This window comes from Staphylococcus sp. LCT-H4 (genome assembly GCF_001866145.1).
Classification (GTDB): Bacteria; Bacillota; Bacilli; order Staphylococcales; family Staphylococcaceae; genus Staphylococcus; species Staphylococcus succinus.
The window spans coordinates 23,800-41,468 of record NZ_MODY01000006.1 but is presented as its reverse complement, the minus strand read 5'-3'; the positions used below and the strand labels follow the sequence as shown (position 1 = coordinate 41,468).

The 17,669-nt window shown below is 27.6% G+C and carries 21 protein-coding genes; 5 read left to right on the top strand and 16 right to left on the bottom strand.

Translation table 11 applies throughout. From position 1 onward, the window contains the following. Positions 1 to 43: 43 nt before the first annotated feature. Together BK821_RS12270 and BK821_RS12265 are read left to right on the top strand one after the other, a co-directional pair. Entirely contained in the window at positions 44 to 691 is a 648-nt protein-coding gene (locus BK821_RS12270; protein WP_071331755.1) for a hypothetical protein, read from the top strand. Positions 692 to 724: 33 nt separating this feature from the next. Then, positions 725 to 2,014, top strand: coding sequence for a TcaA NTF2-like domain-containing protein (locus BK821_RS12265; RefSeq protein ID WP_071331754.1), 1,290 nt, complete (start codon positions 725 to 727; stop codon positions 2,012 to 2,014). A gap of 39 nt (positions 2,015 to 2,053) precedes the next feature. Here the strand turns inward: BK821_RS12265 and BK821_RS12260 are convergent, their stop codons facing one another. Continuing rightward, on the bottom strand, positions 2,054 to 2,452 hold the full coding sequence (locus BK821_RS12260) for a hypothetical protein (protein WP_141768372.1): 399 nt from the start codon (positions 2,450 to 2,452) through the stop codon (positions 2,054 to 2,056). 29 nt (positions 2,453 to 2,481) lie between these two features. Next, entirely contained in the window at positions 2,482 to 2,898 is a 417-nt protein-coding gene (locus BK821_RS12255; protein WP_071331752.1) for a YolD-like family protein, read from the bottom strand. Between the two features lie 442 nt (positions 2,899 to 3,340). On the opposite strand from BK821_RS12255, the gene BK821_RS12250 reads away from it, so the two are divergent. The 3 genes from BK821_RS12250 to BK821_RS12240 all read left to right on the top strand — a co-directional run bounded on the left by BK821_RS12250 (position 3,341) and on the right by BK821_RS12240 (position 4,376). Further along, the gene (locus tag BK821_RS12250) at positions 3,341 to 3,724 is read left to right on the top strand and encodes a hypothetical protein (protein ID WP_141768371.1); all 384 of its coding nucleotides are present in this window, start codon (positions 3,341 to 3,343) and stop codon (positions 3,722 to 3,724) included. Positions 3,725 to 3,746: 22 nt separating this feature from the next. Beyond that, positions 3,747 to 3,962 carry a hypothetical protein gene (locus tag BK821_RS12245; RefSeq protein ID WP_071331751.1) on the top strand — a complete coding sequence of 72 codons (216 nt, stop codon included), beginning with the start codon at positions 3,747 to 3,749 and terminating at the stop codon, positions 3,960 to 3,962. Between the two features lie 159 nt (positions 3,963 to 4,121). Next, positions 4,122 to 4,376 (top strand): hypothetical protein, encoded by a 255-nt coding sequence (locus BK821_RS12240; RefSeq protein ID WP_071331750.1) that lies wholly within the window; start codon positions 4,122 to 4,124, stop codon positions 4,374 to 4,376. Between the two features lie 44 nt (positions 4,377 to 4,420). Here the strand turns inward: BK821_RS12240 and BK821_RS12235 are convergent, their stop codons facing one another. The 14 genes from BK821_RS12235 to BK821_RS12170 all read right to left on the bottom strand — a co-directional run bounded on the left by BK821_RS12235 (position 4,421) and on the right by BK821_RS12170 (position 17,662). Then, complete coding sequence (locus BK821_RS12235) at positions 4,421 to 5,362, bottom strand: hypothetical protein (RefSeq protein WP_071331749.1); 942 nt, start codon at positions 5,360 to 5,362, stop codon at positions 4,421 to 4,423. Between the two features lie 11 nt (positions 5,363 to 5,373). Next, a complete protein-coding gene (locus BK821_RS12230; protein ID WP_071331748.1) occupies positions 5,374 to 5,985 on the bottom strand; it encodes a restriction endonuclease in 612 nt (203 codons plus the stop codon). Continuing rightward, a complete protein-coding gene (locus tag BK821_RS12225) occupies positions 5,982 to 7,007 on the bottom strand; it encodes a DUF3991 and TOPRIM domain-containing protein (RefSeq protein WP_071331747.1) in 1,026 nt (341 codons plus the stop codon). Before BK821_RS12225 ends, BK821_RS12230 begins: the two co-directional genes overlap by 4 nt. Positions 7,008 to 7,041: 34 nt before the next feature. Beyond that, positions 7,042 to 7,911 (bottom strand): hypothetical protein, encoded by an 870-nt coding sequence (locus BK821_RS12220; protein ID WP_141768370.1) that lies wholly within the window; start codon positions 7,909 to 7,911, stop codon positions 7,042 to 7,044. Between the two features lie 12 nt (positions 7,912 to 7,923). After that, a complete protein-coding gene (locus BK821_RS12215; RefSeq protein ID WP_071331745.1) occupies positions 7,924 to 10,050 on the bottom strand; it encodes a type IA DNA topoisomerase in 2,127 nt (708 codons plus the stop codon). A 17-nt stretch (positions 10,051 to 10,067) separates the two neighbouring features. Continuing rightward, the gene (locus BK821_RS12210) at positions 10,068 to 11,447 is read right to left on the bottom strand and encodes a hypothetical protein (RefSeq protein ID WP_071331744.1); all 1,380 of its coding nucleotides are present in this window, start codon (positions 11,445 to 11,447) and stop codon (positions 10,068 to 10,070) included. Positions 11,448 to 11,462: 15 nt separating this feature from the next. Next, entirely contained in the window at positions 11,463 to 12,134 is a 672-nt protein-coding gene (locus tag BK821_RS12205; RefSeq protein WP_071331743.1) for a hypothetical protein, read from the bottom strand. Between the two features lie 17 nt (positions 12,135 to 12,151). Beyond that, positions 12,152 to 13,486: an ArdC-like ssDNA-binding domain-containing protein gene (locus tag BK821_RS12200; protein ID WP_071331742.1), complete on the bottom strand. Its 1,335-nt coding sequence runs from the start codon at positions 13,484 to 13,486 to the stop codon at positions 12,152 to 12,154. A gap of 2 nt (positions 13,487 to 13,488) precedes the next feature. After that, complete coding sequence (locus tag BK821_RS12195) at positions 13,489 to 14,052, bottom strand: hypothetical protein (protein ID WP_071331741.1); 564 nt, start codon at positions 14,050 to 14,052, stop codon at positions 13,489 to 13,491. Between the two features lie 13 nt (positions 14,053 to 14,065). After that, a complete protein-coding gene (locus BK821_RS12190; protein ID WP_071331758.1) occupies positions 14,066 to 14,452 on the bottom strand; it encodes a hypothetical protein in 387 nt (128 codons plus the stop codon). 19 nt (positions 14,453 to 14,471) lie between these two features. Then, positions 14,472 to 15,650, bottom strand: a complete 1,179-nt coding sequence (mobP2, locus tag BK821_RS12185; protein ID WP_071331740.1) for a MobP2 family relaxase — start codon at positions 15,648 to 15,650, stop codon at positions 14,472 to 14,474. Positions 15,651 to 15,667: 17 nt separating this feature from the next. Beyond that, positions 15,668 to 15,922 carry a hypothetical protein gene (locus tag BK821_RS12180; RefSeq protein ID WP_071331739.1) on the bottom strand — a complete coding sequence of 85 codons (255 nt, stop codon included), beginning with the start codon at positions 15,920 to 15,922 and terminating at the stop codon, positions 15,668 to 15,670. 238 nt (positions 15,923 to 16,160) lie between these two features. After that, positions 16,161 to 17,012, bottom strand: coding sequence for a coiled-coil domain-containing protein (locus tag BK821_RS12175; RefSeq protein WP_071331738.1), 852 nt, complete (start codon positions 17,010 to 17,012; stop codon positions 16,161 to 16,163). A gap of 11 nt (positions 17,013 to 17,023) precedes the next feature. Then, positions 17,024 to 17,662, bottom strand: a complete 639-nt coding sequence (locus BK821_RS12170; protein ID WP_071331737.1) for a hypothetical protein — start codon at positions 17,660 to 17,662, stop codon at positions 17,024 to 17,026. Positions 17,663 to 17,669 lie beyond the last annotated feature (7 nt).

Here is a 17,669-nt window from a genome sequence, read left to right as displayed (position 1 = left end):
TTACACATGTGTAAATTACATTTGTGTAAAAAGGAGTGGTTATATGAATAGAAGTGATAGAGAGAGATACGAAGAAGAAAAGAGACAGCAACAATACTATGATGAAGAACGTAAAAGACAGGCTTATCTTGAAGAAGAAGAACGTAAAAGGTCATATTATAATGACAGAGATTATAGACGCGAACAAGAATTATATGAGGAAAACAGAAAAAATAAACGTAGTAAAAGAGGACTATCATTCCTTGTTGTAATTTTATTAATAGTTGCAATGGTATTTGCTTTTAAATCTTGTAGTAATAATAATACAGAGCAATCAAATGTATCAGATAGTCCATCACAGCAGCAACAACAACCAAACAATGAACAGTATGTAGAACAAAAAGACAATGATATTCAAAGCAAAATTGAAGATACAAAATCTAGTATAGAAAACTCAAATGAAGATACTCAATCAACTTTACAAAGTTTAAAAGATGAAGTGAATAGTTTAAAGCAAAATGCTAGTAATGAAAAAACAGAAAAAGTAGCAAATGATTATCAAGATACTGTAAATCAGCTAGATGAAGCAAATACAGCAAAACAAAATGGTGATGATAGTAAAGTGAAAGAGGAACTAAATAAAGTTAATAGTAAATTAGATGATATTAAAGATAAAATTTCCGGTTGGTTTAGTAAAGATGAAGAAAACTAATAATTTAATATAATATTTAAAAAGGACATTTATATGACTAATAACGAAGATAATAATACAAAAAATATAAAGAAGAAATACATAATTATTTCTTATATTTTAAGTGTCTTACTTTTAGTGGGATTGCTAATCTATTTCATTTTAAGTCAAACAAATGCACAAGGACAGATTGAGGATTTTAAAAATGCAGCACATGATAAAGACTATAAAAAGCTTACTGCTTATTTATCTAGTGGTGAACGTGATTTATCAAATATGGAAGCAAAGGCATTTGCAAAATATATAAATGAACCTGAAAATAAAAAGAGATTTGATAAAGAAATAAAAGTAATCGAAGATAATATAAAAGATAATGATAATTATGATTTGAAGTTAGGATCAATAACAGATAATAATAACCGAAATATAATAGATGTTAAAAAAAATGGTAAGAAATTTTTATTTATAGATAAAGTTCTTTTTAAGCCAAAGTATACTAATATTTATGTGAAAGAAAACGATAATACTGGGATATATGATTATAAAAATGATAAAAAACGTCATGTTGCATCAGATAAAAATGGTTTTTCGAGTATTGGAGAATTTTTTACTGGTAAATATAGTATGGATACTAAAAAGAAAATTGAAGATACAGAATTAACAGGTGTAAGTAATGGAAAACTAGAGTTTAATACAGAGGTAACTAACAAAAATAATAATGTAGTTGCCATGCAAGATTTCAATCAGTCTAGTTTCAAAATCAACTTGAAAAATAGTGATGATTTAGAGGATAAGACTAAAAAAGTTGTGATTAATGATAAAGTGCAAGATTATGAAAAAAATAAAGTTTATGGTAATTACTATAATGCCAATGAGTTGAATGTATATGCAATAGGGGAAATAGACGGAGAAAATTTTAAAAGTAATGACATAGAAGTGGAAAGAAATAAATATCAAAGTCCACAAGAATTAAATTTAAGATTTAATCAAGATAAGATAAATAAGTATAAATTGGAAAATAAAAAAATAGAATCTAAAGCAAAAGATTTTATGAAAGAATATACTAAAGGATTAAATACGGCATATAAAAAATCTAATTATAAATACATTAGTGAACATATAAAAGAAGATACTAAAGTATCAAAACATATGAAAAAAATGGTTACCTCAAAAACAAAAAATAAATACAGTAATTTAGAATTTCAAAATATCAAGAAAGATAAGGATAAAGTGACAATAGTTTTAACAAAGGAGTTAAGTGGAAATAAGGTTAAATCCGAGTATGTATTAAAATATGACGGAAGTAAAAAGAAATTTAAGATAATAGAATATAAGGATATATGAAGAAAACCTAAGTATTAGGTTTTCTTTTTTTGGGAAAAATTAAGAAGTAATAAAAGTGTATATGGAGAATATAAAACTTAATGCAGCTATTATTAACGGAATAGTTTTTGCCATTAGAACATATTTTTTATGTTCTAAATAAGATATGCCTTTTTCTCCAATAACTATCTTAAGAGTACCCATTTCTAAATTTTTGATTTCAAAAGTATTTTCTTTACCACCAATATGATTATATATATATTTTTCTTCTAATAGATATTTCACTAACATAGCAGTTGAAATATGAGAACTTAATGGGAACATCTCTCTTATTTCAGAATAACTTGTTTTTGAGGTATTCAATTCCTTTTCTGATTCAGGCAATATTTCAAAATCTTTTTCTTTTTGTAATAGTTCCTTTAATATTTTTTCTGATTTTTTACTTAACAATACTTTCATTCCTTTACGATTTAAAATAGTATAATTATTTATTCAACACTCATTATACTACTTAACGGTAATTGTATTTTACCATTGTTATTTTCTTTCATAATAATCATAATTCCATTTATTTCATCAACTTTCTTTATATAACATTGTATTGAATAGACATATCCATTCTCCCAATAACTAATTTCGGAAATAATATTATTTTCAATTTTATAGCTTACTTTATCATTAATCTCTTCCAATTGTTCCTGAGATAATAAAGGCATATCTATTTTATTTTGATCTTCTACATATTGGTCTAGCATTTCGTATTGAATCGGCAAACTCTTAAATGGTTGCCATTTTACAATATTTCTACCTTTAGGTATTCGAGGATTAAGATATTCTCTAGGTATCTTTCTATAATCAGTTTCATATTTATATGGTTCTGGCATATCAGGATTAATTATTTTCATTAAGAACACCTCTAAATCATTATAGAACATACGTTCTATTTAAGCAATAATGTATCTGAAAACAAGGCGCTGTGAGAAGCTCTCATTTGCATCGAAAACAAAAGGGGCGAGTGTATATGCGTAAAGGCGCACATATACACTCGCATTAAAAACTGAATTCAAAAAAGGAGGGAAAGTGAGAATTCACTTTCCCTTTATTTCCATTTTTTAGAATTTATTTTTTTGTGTTGAAACGCTCACACGTACAATCAAAGATTGTACTTTTAACAAGCCTACTCAATCTTACAAGGGGCAAAAAACTTTTTATTTGTGGCCATACGGCCAGTCTAAAAACTTTTATTGCTTGAACCCTTGCAAGATCAACGTAACGGCTTGTTGCAGTGGCTTCACAACACAGCAAAAATAAATAATTTCTAAAAGAAAAAAATCAGGAGGAGTTAATATGATTAATAAAGAAAATTTGAAAGCGTCAGAAAGTTACATGAAAATTTGTGATGATATCAAAGAATACGAAATGATAGAATTTCAACGTGCTTACAATGAGCATGAAGAAGTATTTGATTCTAATTTAAAATGTGATTTAGCATATACTACAAAAGGTGATGATGAAGAATTTGAAATCCAAGTTTCATTAGATTTAAAGAATAATAGATTAATTAGGGAATTGTCACATCTATATGATAATTATATAGAATGCGATTATTTTGATAGTTGGTATGATATTGCGTTAATGACGGAATACCTTAACTTTGATGATTTAATTATGACTGATGTTGATGTAGATGAATTACAAGAAACATTTAATAAAAAACATGCAAAATATTAAATTTACTAGGAGGCCATTAAAAATGGAACAAGCTAAAGGTTACAAAAAATTAGTAGCAGAAATGAAGAAAATGGAATATAAAGAAACTTTAAAAGCTGTATTTTGTTTTGAAACTGGTATTGAAGATGAAGAATATTTAAGCAATATGGCAGAGTATTTTATTAATAGTAAGCAGATTCATAATTTCCTAGATAAAGAATTGTTTGATAAACAATTAGAATACTATCAAAATTGTTAATTAAGACTAGCCCTCGATAATATCGGGGGCTTTGCTTTTGGCATAAAACGGCCAAAAACAAAGCCGAACCATAAGGAGTGAATGTGATGTGCATAACGCACACACACCACATTCACATTAAAACTAATTTCTAAAAGAAAAATTTCAGGAGTGATTATTATGTATAAAGTATTATCAGTAGAAAAATATATACCTCAAAAGTATATACCTTATGTAGAAGAATTTTGGAAAGACATTGACGGTTGTTGGTTAAATTTAAAAGATGATTATATTTCGACAACCACAGAAGCAAGTACAATTCATGAAAATTCCATTAAAGAAGTAAAAAAATGTTTGAAAACAATTATGCTTGAAGAAGAATATTTGAATAGCTGGAAGAATAAGCAATTCATGAGAAAAGATAAACTTAAATAATAATTAAAAGCAGTGCAGCAATCAATTGCACTGCTTTTATATGTTTATTTTGAATCTAAGGCCTTTAATATTTTAACCTTTTTTAATAATAGCTTTTTATTATCTTCTATTTCTTCTAAATAAATATCTTTATGTGCTAATCCCATAAAGTTTAAAATTCCTTTAGGAATATACTTATAGATATTAATTTGCTTATTATAGTCTATTTCAATCTCTTTGAGAATTGAATAATACTTGTTTAGTATAGCTATGTGTTCAATATATTCACTAGCATTTTTATTAAAAGTATATGGATTAATATCTTCAAATATTACTCCCATATAAGTAAATCTTTTAGCGTTTATTTTAATAAATTCTCCATCATCTGATAAGTTAAATGCCTTACTAGTTTTTAAGAATGATTGTAGTTTCTCTATAATTATTTTTAAATCTTCATATATTCTATGTTTTTCGGGATTATATTCATATACATAAACCTTTTTAGAAGTTACATAATTAACACCTAATACTTTTGCTAATATAATTCTATGTGTACCATCATTCACCCCAATATATATTGGGCTTTCGCCTGTTTTAATATATTTATTAAAGGCATATAAAGATAATCCACTATTTCCATCTTCATATAATGCCTTTAACTCTTTGAAATTCATTTTGGTTAAATTTGTTAATAAATCATAGAATCTTATAGTTGATAAATTAGCATCTTTATTTTGAGGAAGTCCATAAACTCCCCAAAATAAAAGGTTATACCAACTATGACCGTTATTTCCAGATCTAGCAGGTGCATGTATATATTTAGTATCAATCCATGCTAATTGAGTTTGTTTTTCTTTAGAATCGTAATAATAATCAAATTCAGGTACATAATCTACTTTATCATTCATTGCTGCATGTAAATCTGATATTTCTACACCTCTATTTGTTAAAAACTTATCTAATGGTTCAACTTCTTTTAAATGTTTCTCAATTTCTTCTCTATTCATATACACACCTCTTATATATTTTTAGTATATTTGCAATTTGGATAGTTAGAACAACCTAAAAACTGCCCGTTTTTACCTGTTCTAACCACTAATTCATTTCTACATTTAGGGCAACTCTTACTATTAGAAAAATCTGGGTTAATCTTGATTATCCATTTGGATAATGTATTTCTATCTTTCATTATTATTGAGCAAGCATTACCTAATTCGATTGCACTTTTAGTATAAAAACTATTTGTTACTAACCATGCTTCATCTGCATTATGATATCTTTGAGCTGCATATATTTCTTGTACAGCTTTGATACCAATTTTTCCGTTACTTCTTTTCGCTTGTACGACTATTTTTTTATTTTCATTTTTTAGTATTAAATCTGCACCATAATCATGTGATGCTTTAGTTACTGTGGGTTTATATTTCAATTTAGAAAATAATGCTTCTAAATAATATTCAAACTCGATACCGTCCATTTTATCTACATCATGCACTCTAGCTTTTCTATATAGATTTTGAATCTTTTTCTTTTTAAGGAGTTTTATTATGACTGGCAAACTTTTATAAGCGATAACTAATATACCTACGATTATTAAAATATTAAACACTGATATGCTATTTATATTCATCGTTCTACACCTGAATCTTTTTCATTATCTATATATTGCATTTGTCGTTTAGCTTCTTTAGGTTTTTCATAAGTAGGTTCACCATTAGTTATCGCTTTGTCCTTTTTTAATTGCTCATTCCAATCTTTACGTTCTGTAGGTAAATCAAGTTTAAATTCAGTTTCATATGAATTAATCACATTCCTAACAAAGTTTTTGCCTGCTTCATCGTTATCTACGGCTAGAACAATACTATTAAGGGGATAATCTCTTGGGTGTTCACCTTTTTCAACATTATATTTACCTACTTCATTAACATGCTCTTTTAAACTTTCAAGTTTTAATCCTGATAATGACGCAATACGAGTTTGTTCAATATCTCTATGTGCATCATAATAGCTTAAAGCATCAATTGGACTTTCCGTAAAAACGATATTCTTTATACCCTTATTTTTATCTTGTAGAACGTCAAGGTGAAATCCACCATGTTCTTTGGAACCTTGCACTACCTGTTTGAATGGTTTGTCACCTGTACCTCTCTTATCTGCACCAACGATATTATTTTCATTATCAAGCCATTTAAAACACACATTGTTAAAACCATCTTGTGCAACAGCACCTGTTTTAAACGACCAATCAACTAATTTTTCATCTAAACCACGCTCGTTAATTAGATAATCTCTTGAAATTTTGGTATTTTCCACTTCATAACTTGTATTGTAATTAAGTTCTTTTTGTTCATCTTTAGGTGCTTTAGAAGCATCATATTGACCATATTCACCATCTACTAACATTGTCATAGCATCTTTGAATTTCATATCTAATACTTCAACGGCAAATGATAAACCACCATTCCCCTTTTTACCTGTAGAATTCCAGTAGAAACTTTGACCTTTTAAAATTAATGAATCATGTTCGTTGCAACGATCATACTTACCTTGTCTTGAAAATGATAATCCATTTTGTTCCCCAATTTCTCTGATATCCACATCTCTAGCTTTTGCTTTTTCTTCATCAGTAAATGCTCTGTGATTTTTTGACATATTAAAAACCTCCTAAAAAAAGCAACCCTAATTATTAGGGTTGCTTGGCCATTTTGAAATTTTCTACTACATTTTTTACTATTGGTTTTATTTTAGCTTCAAGTTCTATTTCCTTTATATGATTAGTTAACTTAACTTGTGTTTCTTTCTTTGATTTTATTAATTTTTCTTCGGCATCATAAATATTGATAATAGCTTTGTTTTCTTTATGAGATTTTATATATACTTTAATAAAATAAACGTCCCTAACGTATTTTTTGAGATTAAGTGAGGGATTATAATTATACCTATACCAAAAGTTATATATATTAATATAATTATTATCAATATATATATCTTCTTCTATTGAGATAGTGTTTTCACTTCTATTAATATTTTTCAGGTAGATAAATATACTAATTATTATATTACTGACCATCATACTCATGAATGTAATAAATGTACTAACAACGATAAATAGAAGTAATAATTTTAAGGGTGTTGTGTATATAAAATTAAGTATTGCGGTTAATACAGTGTAATGTCTTGGTATGACTGTGTCTAACCATATAAAAAAGTAGAGCATTAGTATAAAAATAGGAATAGCCAATATAGAAAATATTACAGTTCTTAACCTTTCTCCAATACTAGTACCCTCAAATTTGGTGCCTTCAAATGTTAATGCTAAAACGCCGATAGGTATATATGCAAGAATTAGATCATTTAGTACACCACCTATTGCTTGTAATGATTTTGCTAAATCAAAATAGGTTAAAATGTAAATATATTCTTGTGTTACAAAGCTTTTAATAACTAAATAGAATGTGACAGCTATACCTACCAAAATTTCCTTTTTACTTTCAGAAGAATTACCAATAAATTTTTTTATGGAAAAGTATTCTTTGTTATCATTCATATTATTCAACATATAGCCTCCTTAGTTGAATGAAATAGAATATTTTTTTATATTCTTTTCTTTATCATCTTCTAATTTTAAATAAGCTTCATACGGTTTGCCTGCTTTACTTTTGAATTTAAGTTTTTGAGAAGTTTTCCCGTTTGTTATCAATGCTTTCAACTGTTTATCTGGTATTTTTTTCTTGAAGAAGTTTTTGAAGAATACTTGCTCACAAGTGCTACATTTAATTATTTTTCCTTTGTCTATTAGCTCACCTTTATTGCAATTAGGACACTTGCCAATAGTATGTTCATCAATAGTTTTCTCAACTTGTTTCTGTACATCTATATTTTGTGTTTTTTCGTTATATTGTTCTAACTCTTTATTGATGAATTTCATTGTTACATCAATAAAGCCATTTACATTAGCTTGACCTTGCCCGATATATTTTAAGCGTTTTTCCCATTCTGCTGTCATTGTAGGACTTGATAGTAAACTGCCTTTAACGGCTTCACAAAGTAAGATACCTTTTTCTGTGATTCCTACTTTATTACTTGTTATTTTTATATACTGTTTTGATTTCAAACCTTTTATTATTCCATCTCTTGTAGCCTCTGTACCTAGTCCTTGAATATCTTTCAATATGTCTGCTGCATCTTCATCATCAAGTGTTTTACCACATGTTTTCATTAAAGTTATTAATTCACCTTCTGTGTAAGGTTTGGGAGGTGTTGTAATGCCCTCTTGTGTTTTTACTTTAGCTGCTACTTCTTCATTTAATTCAACTTTTGGTAGCTTGTTTTCATTTTCATTATCTTTTTGCTTATCATTTTTTTGAAATAGCGATTTCCAACCTTTATTTTTCTCAACTGTTCCTTTTGTATAGAAAATTAGTCCATTCACATCAGTTTCAATAACAGTTTCATCATAAATATAATCATCAGCAAACATACTTAATGTTGTATTCACAACTTCATTTAATACGTTTAATTCATCTCCACTTAATTGTTCTATATCTTGTTTAGATGGTGTCTTTGAAGTCGGTATAATCGCATAATGTTCTTGTACCTTTGAACCGTCTACATATCGTTTACGTGGCTCTGAATGGCATACATCAAAATTCTTATTGTAGACTTTTTTAAGGTCATCTAAATTTTGTTTTAAATAATTAAATTCTTCTTCTGTAATTAAATTACTATCAGTACGTGGATAACTTAAAATTTTACGTTCATACAATGTTTGAACAATCTTTTTAGTTTTTTCAGTACCATATTTGTACTGTTTATTTATTTTAGTTTGAAGTGTAGACAAGGAATGCAATTTAGGTGATTGTTGTTTCTTCTCATTTGTTTCTACTTTATTTATATTACCTTGGGTGACGATACTAAGTTTATGTTTAGCTTCTAATTCAAATAGCTCTGCTTTATCAAATGTCTTTATTTTAGCCTTACCATTGTATTTACCATTTTGGGCTTTGAATTCCCCAACTACTTCATAAAATTTTTCTGGTTTAAAGTTTTTAATGGCTTGCTCTCTTTCATAAATCATACATAAAGTAGGTGTTTGAACTCTACCAATAGAAAAGGTTTCATTTAATCCTTGTGAACGAAAAACATTTGAATACAGAGGACTTAAATTCATTCCTATTAAATAATCACTTATCTGTCTAGCGTATGCTTCTTGATAGCTTTGATAGTCTTGATTATTGTCTTTTAAATTTTTGAATCCTTTTATTATTTCAGAATCAACTGTTGAGTTGATCCATAAGCGTTTTATTGGTTTACTTTTAGCACCTGTTAAATTGAGTGTTGAATAAAAAATATTACTACCCTCTCTATCAATATCTGTTGCATTAATGATTAGGTCTGCATCTTTAAAGAATTTCTTAACTACATTGAATTGAGCATTTTTATCTTTTCCTACTTTAAATTCAAAAGGTTCGGGCTTATAAGGTAAATTTTCGATTTTCCAATTATTTACTGGCTCTTTATAATCCTTTGGTAATTTCAACTCTACTAAGTGACCATATCCCCATGTAACAATCGCGTTACTTATAATTTCACTATCCTTAATTTCAATATATTCTTTATGTTTCTTTTTAATACCTAACGCATTAGCATAATCTCTAGCTTGTGATGGCTTTTCAGCAAATATAACTGTTTTCATTTAGAAAACCTCCTTGTTTATCTTTCAAAGTCATTATTTTCTGCCATATCTATATATTCTTGTGGTAGTGTATTAGGTTCTGCTTGCTGTTCAGGGGTATGTGACTTTTTTTCATTATCATTTTCCTGTAATGTCTCGCTAATTGCTTCTTCATCTATTAGATAATTAAATTCATTTGTTTCAGTATTGAAGTTAAATGAAAATGCTTCTTCGTTCGTTTGGATTTTCTCGGTATCTGTTTCATTTAAAGTAAGTGCATATTGTTCATTACCAACTTCAACAATCACTTTATCCCCGTCTACATCTAATAAACTAGCTGTAACTTGCTTATCATCTGTATTTTGTGCCAACTCATTAAATTCATTTTTTTCATTTAATGATTGAAACACTTCTGTTTGCTGTATATTATATGCTTCTTTAATTATATTGTTTTGAGCTGATTCGGATTTTTCAGATTCTTGAATCTGTTCTCTTGCTTCATTTGGTAGGTTTTTCTCTACACTTTTAATCGCTTTATCAAAATCATTGATAGCATCATACTGTGGTTTACTTAGATTATTATTCTCTAAATGTTCAATTCTACTCTCATTCAATTCTTTAGGACTTATTTGTTCTTCAATGCTTTGAATACCTTGCAATGTAAATTGCTCAATTTTTAACTTATCTATATTTGTATCATTTGAATAAGGTTCACTATAAGCGATAGTATTATGTGCATCTTTTAGATAATTATAAAGATCAATGATATTTTCTTTTTTATCTGGATTACTCCATTCAATATTTTGGTTTAGCGTTTCAAAATTATACGGTGTTTCTTGCGTATCAGATTGTAATTCTAATTTTTGGTTGATAATTTCTAATCTTGATACCTGTTCATAGTTTCTTAAATTTTGAATATCTGCACCTTGATTAATAGTTTGATAACTAGATTTCATCATATCTTTTAAACTATCAAATTGATTACTTAATGATGGTTGTTCTTTTTCAATCTTTGAAAATTGGTCTTGTTCTTCAACAAAAATATCTCTGACCTTATCAAAAGTTGATGTTATGTTTTCAACAGTTGGGCTGTCTTGGTTCCATGTTACTAAATCTTTAATATTATTTTTTATTGTTTCGGGATTTATAGCATGGTCATTAAAAAAGTCTTTCACACCATTAACTTGTTGCATAATAAAATCACTTGTAAAGACATTACTCAAACGTTCTTTCATGCCTACAAGTGATTGCTGTAGCTCTTTAAAGTAGCTATCTTGATTTAGTTGTTGTCTATCTGGTTTATCTAGCCTTTTTAATAATTCTTGGTCTACCTGCTTTGATATAAGTTCTTGTAAATCTTGTTTATCAAAATCAATTTTATATTTCTCTTTTAAAATATCTTTAATTGGCGTTTCCATATTATTACTCCCTTTTTATCTTTCTAGTTCATTATCACTTTCATCTACAATCTGTTTTTTATTAAAGCGTGGTGTCTTATCTAAACCATCATTTTCCATTTCTACTGATTCAGTAGATTCTCTATATACTATATTCTCTGTTTCCTTATCTAATGAGAATTCATATTTATTAGGATTCTCAATTAATTCTAAATATTCTTGATGTGGAATAGTAACAGTGTAAATAGCTTCATCGGTTTCTAATTCAATTGTTCCATTATCAATATTAGAAACGAAACAGTGTTTAGATGGTGCTTCAATATCTTCTTGTGTTTTTATATCAGCTATTTGATATTGTTGATTAACTCTATTAAATTCTTCCTTATTTTTATTATATTCAGTAAACACTTCATTTTCTAAAGGGCGATAAGCTCTATCTTTTAATTGTATATCTTCTATATCTTCCATCTGTTCTTCTACTTCGTGTAGATTTTTTACTGCGCTATCTAATTTTGAAAAACTCTTAGTAGCATCTTGTACGCTTTCCTCTATAACTGATTTCACATTCGGATTAATATTTTCTTTAATTTCTTGCATATTATCTTGTTCTTCTTTACTCAATTTTGGTACGTCAAATAATGGTTTGTCGGAAAAAAACTCTTTTAGTAAATACGTCTGGTATTGTTTACCCATTTCATTTTGATTCATAAATAACACTCCTTAAATTATCTTGATATATCATTATCATCTTTGACAACTTCTATATTTTTATTATTTTCAACTGGTTTAAAGTTAGATCGGTTATCAATTCTTTCTTCACTGTTAACCATTTTACGTCCACTTTGTTCTTGTGGCGCTACATACTGTCTTAAGTAATCGTAAAGATTAGGCTGTGATAATTCTGTTTGATTGGGTGCATAACTAAATTCTCTACCTTGTAATATTTTGGTTCTATTGTCTTTAGGGCTGTTATAAATCATTTGGGGTGTGAACTGACTATACATTTCCTTTGAGAAAAAGTTTGCATCTTGCACTGTATATAACTGGTTCTCTCTCATAAATGAATTGTTCTTAATATTATCTGGCTTTATATATGTTCTATCCTTATTTTGATTAGCTTCTAAATATATTTGCTTACTGTCATTTCCATCAATTGCTTTGATTAATTCACTTGATGCCTTTTGTACATCTTTCATTAAATCCATTTTTTGAGATTCATTAAACTGTCCTGCATAACCATGAATATACTTAATAGAATAATCATCATTATTTAATCCCATATGTTTACCTACAATTAAAGCTGTCATTTCAGCTTGAAATTCTCTATCTTCTTTCTTTAAATCTTTATTAGGTTCAACAATCTTATCTTTTCCATGTATAAGGGCATGACCTAATTCATGAATCATTGTTTTTGTATTTTGTTGTTCTTCATTATCTTTATTTAATTCAATTATTTTTTCTCCACTGCCAGTTTCTATATAGGCACCTCTTGCACCTTTCATACTATCTGTACTTTGTTGTACATTAATATTAAATGCGTTAGCAATTTTAGTTAAATTCCCAATTTTTTCATCATAATCTGGAACTTCACCACGTAGTTGTTGCATTATTTGTGGATACTTTTCTTCCGGTAAATTAGTTTGTCTAACATCAAATACATTACCTTTAACAAAAGTTATTTGTTTATTCACCTTAATTTGATTGTTCTTTATTTTATCCTTTTCTTCTGGTGTTGCTTTACTAATTGGAACAATATTTTTATCTTCCCCATTATGACGAACAAAAGTTTTTCGTTCACTTGGTACCATAATTTTTATAGACTTTTCGCCTTTCATTACTTGTGCATCTAATTGCTGCCACTTTTTATACGGCGCTACAATACTAGCACCTTCGTTTTGATTTGCAATTAGCATTTGATTCCTATTTGAGTAATTATAAAATTGTGAAGCAAACTCAATATACTCTTTAATATCATCTGGTGACTGAAAGAATTTATCAAGTTGTTCTAATGCCTGTTCTGATGTTTCTTTAATAAATTTGTTCAATTCAGATTGCTTCATTTCTATTCACCATCTTCCCCTATTATCATATTACCTAATTCTAAATCCCCCGAATCAAAATCACTCATATCATTAAATATAATTTTATGGAACTCTGGACTATACATAAATTGAACTTCTTCTATCTGATCATCACTCTTAGCTTTTTGTAGTGAATCTAATATTAAATCATGAACATCGTCCCTTAAATATAAAGTCAATTCCTCATTATCTTCTGTTAAAATATCTGCATATTTTTTCTCTTTTAAATCATACATACTTTCTACCGTACAATACTTTGTAGTGACCGGCATATCTTCAATAGAAAAGAAGTAGTCAGCAATGGAATCAATTTCTGCTTGTTGTTTTACTGTATATTCAGTATCAAAGATTATAATTCCTTTATCTGCATTAATTGTAAATTCTGGTTCTTTATTCTTAGATAATTGTTGATAACATTGTTCAAGTTGGGCTTTTGATAATTCAAAATCATATTCAAATTCTTCTGTTTCAACAGTAATAATGTTGTCTGTTAATTTTACAAAATTTGCTGTTTCACCATCTTGAATTAATTGGTTATTTTCCATTGGTCAACACTCCTTAATGTTCTGACAATTTTTGTGTTCTCTTATATTGCAATTGATTATTAACTTCGCTTTTTGCTTCTTTTAACCAATTAGTTGGTGAATCAATAGCACTTACATTTTCTTCAAACATTTCTCTAAATGCATGAGTATTAGCAAATTCTACTAGCGTTTTTATATCTTTAGAACTTTGATTTACAGCTTTTAATATTTTACTTGTATTTTCAGCTATATCATCTTTATTGTTTCCTAATAATTGATTTCTTAGTTTTATATTTTCATCTAAAATATGTTCTATTGCCTCACCATTAGTTTGTAATTTATTTTCTCTCTTAACAGTTTCGAGGTGTTCTAAATAATCAGGATTTATTCTAAATCTTTTTTGAATTCTATGTGAACTCATACTATCAAACCTTTCATTTTTATAATTCTTGTTGATATGATTTATCAAATTCAAAATGGTATTGATTAATATTTTTTTCTTTTTGGAAATCATTTCTTAATGCACGTTGCGTATTATACAAGGTTCCATTCAATGCGTAACCTATTTGCATTTTATTTTTTATAGTTGGATTAATTTGTGGTTTATTACCTTTACTTTCTTGCTTAACGTTTTCTTTATACTTAATATTGTTATATTCTTCATTAAAGTTTTTCAGTTGTTTTAATACTGTATTACCTGCCCTTGAATACAAGTCATTCATTTTAGTTGCTTCATATTGTTTATAATCTGATTTATCCCCATAAGTTTCTTTGTATAATGTTGTTTGTTTTTTTAAGTCAGATTTAAACTGGTCGAATTCTTCACCATGATTATTTTTAATGTACATCATAGTGAATTTATCAATTTCTGGTCTAGCGTTTTTCATTATATTGTTATTGTATTGCCACTCTTTTTTAGGTATGTCTTTAACTTCATCATGTATCTTTTTTAATTGATTTTTCATTTCTAAATTATAATCTGGCTCTTTTTCTTCTTTAATTCCCTTAACTATATTATCTCGTATGAAGTTATTAATTTTTGTTCTTTCACCACTCATATCAAATAGCTCATTTGCAAAAGATGATTTCATTTCTTTAATTGTTGAATACTTTCTTTTACCTCTTTCTCTTGTTACTTCATTTTCAACTGCTGCTACATGTACATGTATATTATCTGTGTTGTAATGAATAGAAGAAGCCCAAACTAAATTGTTATCTAGTCCTTCTTTTTTTTCAAATTTTTCCATAGCCTTTCTTGTAGCTTGCCTCATTTTTTGTTCATCTAAATATTTACAATCTGGATCATATATCCCTGCTTCTCGTAATGATTCATTATCAAATGAAATTACATCTTTCCACATAATGCCATTATCTTTTTGTGCTTTATTAAATTTATTTTTAGTGAAATCTATTTCATCTTTTGACATATAATTTGAGTTATTGTTAAACATTGAATTACTTTTCTGTTCATCAAACATGTAATGAGCATATACATCATATTGAAATACTTCATGCTCATTTTTTTTGGCTTCTTCTCTATCTACATAATCAACATATTTACTAAAGTTAGCCTTATTTTGTGATTGTTCAAATTCAGACATAGTTACTATTTTAGGCATATAATCATTCCTTATATTTAGTAGTCAACAGATTCTAAAATACTTAATATCTTATCTTGTTTATTGGTAACTTCTTTTAAAACTTTTGTGTTTTGTGCTTGTTGATGTGTTTGTTCTTCATATAGCTTTCTATATTGTTCTAATGGGTCGTTATCTTCTAATATTTTTAGTAGATACTCGTTTAAATTATATCCACTATCTTTAGCTTTTTGTTTAATTCTTAAGTGTAAACCCTTATCTACGTTTCTAATATTTATTGAAGTAGTCTCCATTATTATCAGTCCTTTTCTTTAAATATCCATAATCATGAAATAGTTAGTTAAGAGCATAAGGGGAATATGCTATCATTTTCAATGATAGGTCTGGCGAAGCCAGACATACCAAGGACTTAAAGACTTTATTTATGATATCAATATTTTCTATTTGTCTCACCTTTGTGACACTATATATTGTGCTTGTCTCACCTTTGTGACACTATATATAGTTAACGTCTCACTAATGTCTCACCACTTATTGATTATATTTCTTTGTATCTTCATACTTTTGTTTCAATAATTTTATTTTTTCATCACTTTGTTTTATTTGTGATTTATAGTCATCAATTTCTGTATTATATGAATCTATATCTGTTTTTTTCGATTCAATTTTACTGTCTGTTTCAGTTTTTTCTGTTCCAGTTTGGTAAGACTTTTCAGATTCTAATTCATTAATTTCATTTTCAGTTTTAACAATTTTTTGTTCTGCTTTCTCTTTAGAATTATTTAAATCTTTTTTAGCTTTTTTCGTATCGTTTATATCATTTTGAACAAATTCAAGTTGGTAATCTTCTTTACTCATATCATCTTTAGTTGCGTTAGTTTTTACTTTCTTTTCATTACCTAGTAGCTTAGTTATTTCTTCGCCTTTACCAGATTCTGAACCAGAGTTTTCAAACACTTTTACAACCATTACTTCAAAACCTTTAGTAACATCATATATTCTTATCGCTTGTTTATTATCTGTTTTTGCAATAACTTTATAATCTACTGTTTGGTTTGGTGTTGTATTTGGAATCATTTCATAACTTCTTTTGATGTCTTTACCTTGTTCAACATCATCATGATATTGTAAAACTAAATCCATCGTTTTATTATCTTTGTTCCATTCCCATTTATCAATTTTAACCTTACCAGATGCAGATAAGTCATTCCATTTTCCGACTTCTGTATTAGCATTTGTTATTTCATCTTCTGTATAAAAATGACCAAATAACAATAGAATTGCAGCTACAAATACAAAAGCAGTTAGTCCATAAAACAACCAACTGCCTTTACCTTTTATTGAGGTCTTATCACTTCTAAATGCTGTGAATAATTCTTTCATATTTACACCTCTTAATCTTCATTTTCATCATCATGTTCTGTTTGTTCTTCATCGAATTGTTTAAATTTAACTACTTTCCAATCATTACTTTTTTCTTGTTTTAATGTTATTTCAGAAGCAACTTTTCTTGTAGAAGTTATTTTTCCATCAGTGTCCTTTATAGCTTGAGATAAAGTTAAATACATATGATAGTCTGTTTTTTTAGGTGAGTATCTTTCAGAATATATATTTACATCTTGTATATCTGTTTTATATTTAATAGGCGATTTTCTTTTATCTCCAAAATATTTATTGGCTAATGATTTATCCATTACTTTCTTTGCATCTTCATATCTTTTTTTATCGTCCATTTCAGGATCAGTAACGTATAAAACATTCACAAATTCTTTAGCTTGATTTCTAATAGCTTCTTCCTCTTTATTAACATTTTTTGCATCAAGTCGATTGATTAAATCTTCTTTTTTATTATTATCTTTTTGTAATTCTGATACGGTTCTTTTTAATGAATCATTTTCAGAATTAGTGTTACTTTGTGCGCTATAGATGAAGTAAATGATTGTTCCTATTAGCACCAATAGTACAATTGCATAACCTAATATTTTAGTGGATTTAGATTTTTTTTCATTGTTTTCATTTTGTTTATTACTCATAATCATC

Excerpts from the sequence above, each read along its gene's own strand:
- BK821_RS12270 (WP_071331755.1), top strand. The coding sequence starts at position 44 with ATGAATAGAAGTGATAGAGAGAGATACGAAGAAGAAAAGAGACAGCAA.
- BK821_RS12265 (WP_071331754.1), top strand. The coding sequence starts at position 725 with ATGACTAATAACGAAGATAATAATACAAAAAATATAAAGAAGAAATAC.
- BK821_RS12260 (WP_141768372.1), bottom strand. The coding sequence starts at position 2,452 with ATGAAAGTATTGTTAAGTAAAAAATCAGAAAAAATATTAAAGGAACTA.
- BK821_RS12255 (WP_071331752.1), bottom strand. The coding sequence starts at position 2,898 with ATGAAAATAATTAATCCTGATATGCCAGAACCATATAAATATGAAACT.
- BK821_RS12250 (WP_141768371.1), top strand. The coding sequence starts at position 3,341 with ATGATTAATAAAGAAAATTTGAAAGCGTCAGAAAGTTACATGAAAATT.
- BK821_RS12245 (WP_071331751.1), top strand. The coding sequence starts at position 3,747 with ATGGAACAAGCTAAAGGTTACAAAAAATTAGTAGCAGAAATGAAGAAA.
- BK821_RS12240 (WP_071331750.1), top strand. The coding sequence starts at position 4,122 with ATGTATAAAGTATTATCAGTAGAAAAATATATACCTCAAAAGTATATA.
- BK821_RS12235 (WP_071331749.1), bottom strand. The coding sequence starts at position 5,362 with ATGAATAGAGAAGAAATTGAGAAACATTTAAAAGAAGTTGAACCATTA.
- BK821_RS12230 (WP_071331748.1), bottom strand. The coding sequence starts at position 5,985 with ATGAATATAAATAGCATATCAGTGTTTAATATTTTAATAATCGTAGGT.
- BK821_RS12225 (WP_071331747.1), bottom strand. The coding sequence starts at position 7,007 with ATGTCAAAAAATCACAGAGCATTTACTGATGAAGAAAAAGCAAAAGCT.
- BK821_RS12215 (WP_071331745.1), bottom strand. The coding sequence starts at position 10,050 with ATGAAAACAGTTATATTTGCTGAAAAGCCATCACAAGCTAGAGATTAT.
- BK821_RS12210 (WP_071331744.1), bottom strand. The coding sequence starts at position 11,447 with ATGGAAACGCCAATTAAAGATATTTTAAAAGAGAAATATAAAATTGAT.
- BK821_RS12205 (WP_071331743.1), bottom strand. The coding sequence starts at position 12,134 with ATGAATCAAAATGAAATGGGTAAACAATACCAGACGTATTTACTAAAA.
- BK821_RS12200 (WP_071331742.1), bottom strand. The coding sequence starts at position 13,486 with ATGAAGCAATCTGAATTGAACAAATTTATTAAAGAAACATCAGAACAG.
- BK821_RS12195 (WP_071331741.1), bottom strand. The coding sequence starts at position 14,052 with ATGGAAAATAACCAATTAATTCAAGATGGTGAAACAGCAAATTTTGTA.
- BK821_RS12190 (WP_071331758.1), bottom strand. The coding sequence starts at position 14,452 with ATGAGTTCACATAGAATTCAAAAAAGATTTAGAATAAATCCTGATTAT.
- mobP2 (WP_071331740.1), bottom strand. The coding sequence starts at position 15,650 with ATGCCTAAAATAGTAACTATGTCTGAATTTGAACAATCACAAAATAAG.
- BK821_RS12180 (WP_071331739.1), bottom strand. The coding sequence starts at position 15,922 with ATGGAGACTACTTCAATAAATATTAGAAACGTAGATAAGGGTTTACAC.
- BK821_RS12175 (WP_071331738.1), bottom strand. The coding sequence starts at position 17,012 with ATGAAAGAATTATTCACAGCATTTAGAAGTGATAAGACCTCAATAAAA.
- BK821_RS12170 (WP_071331737.1), bottom strand. The coding sequence starts at position 17,662 with ATGAGTAATAAACAAAATGAAAACAATGAAAAAAAATCTAAATCCACT.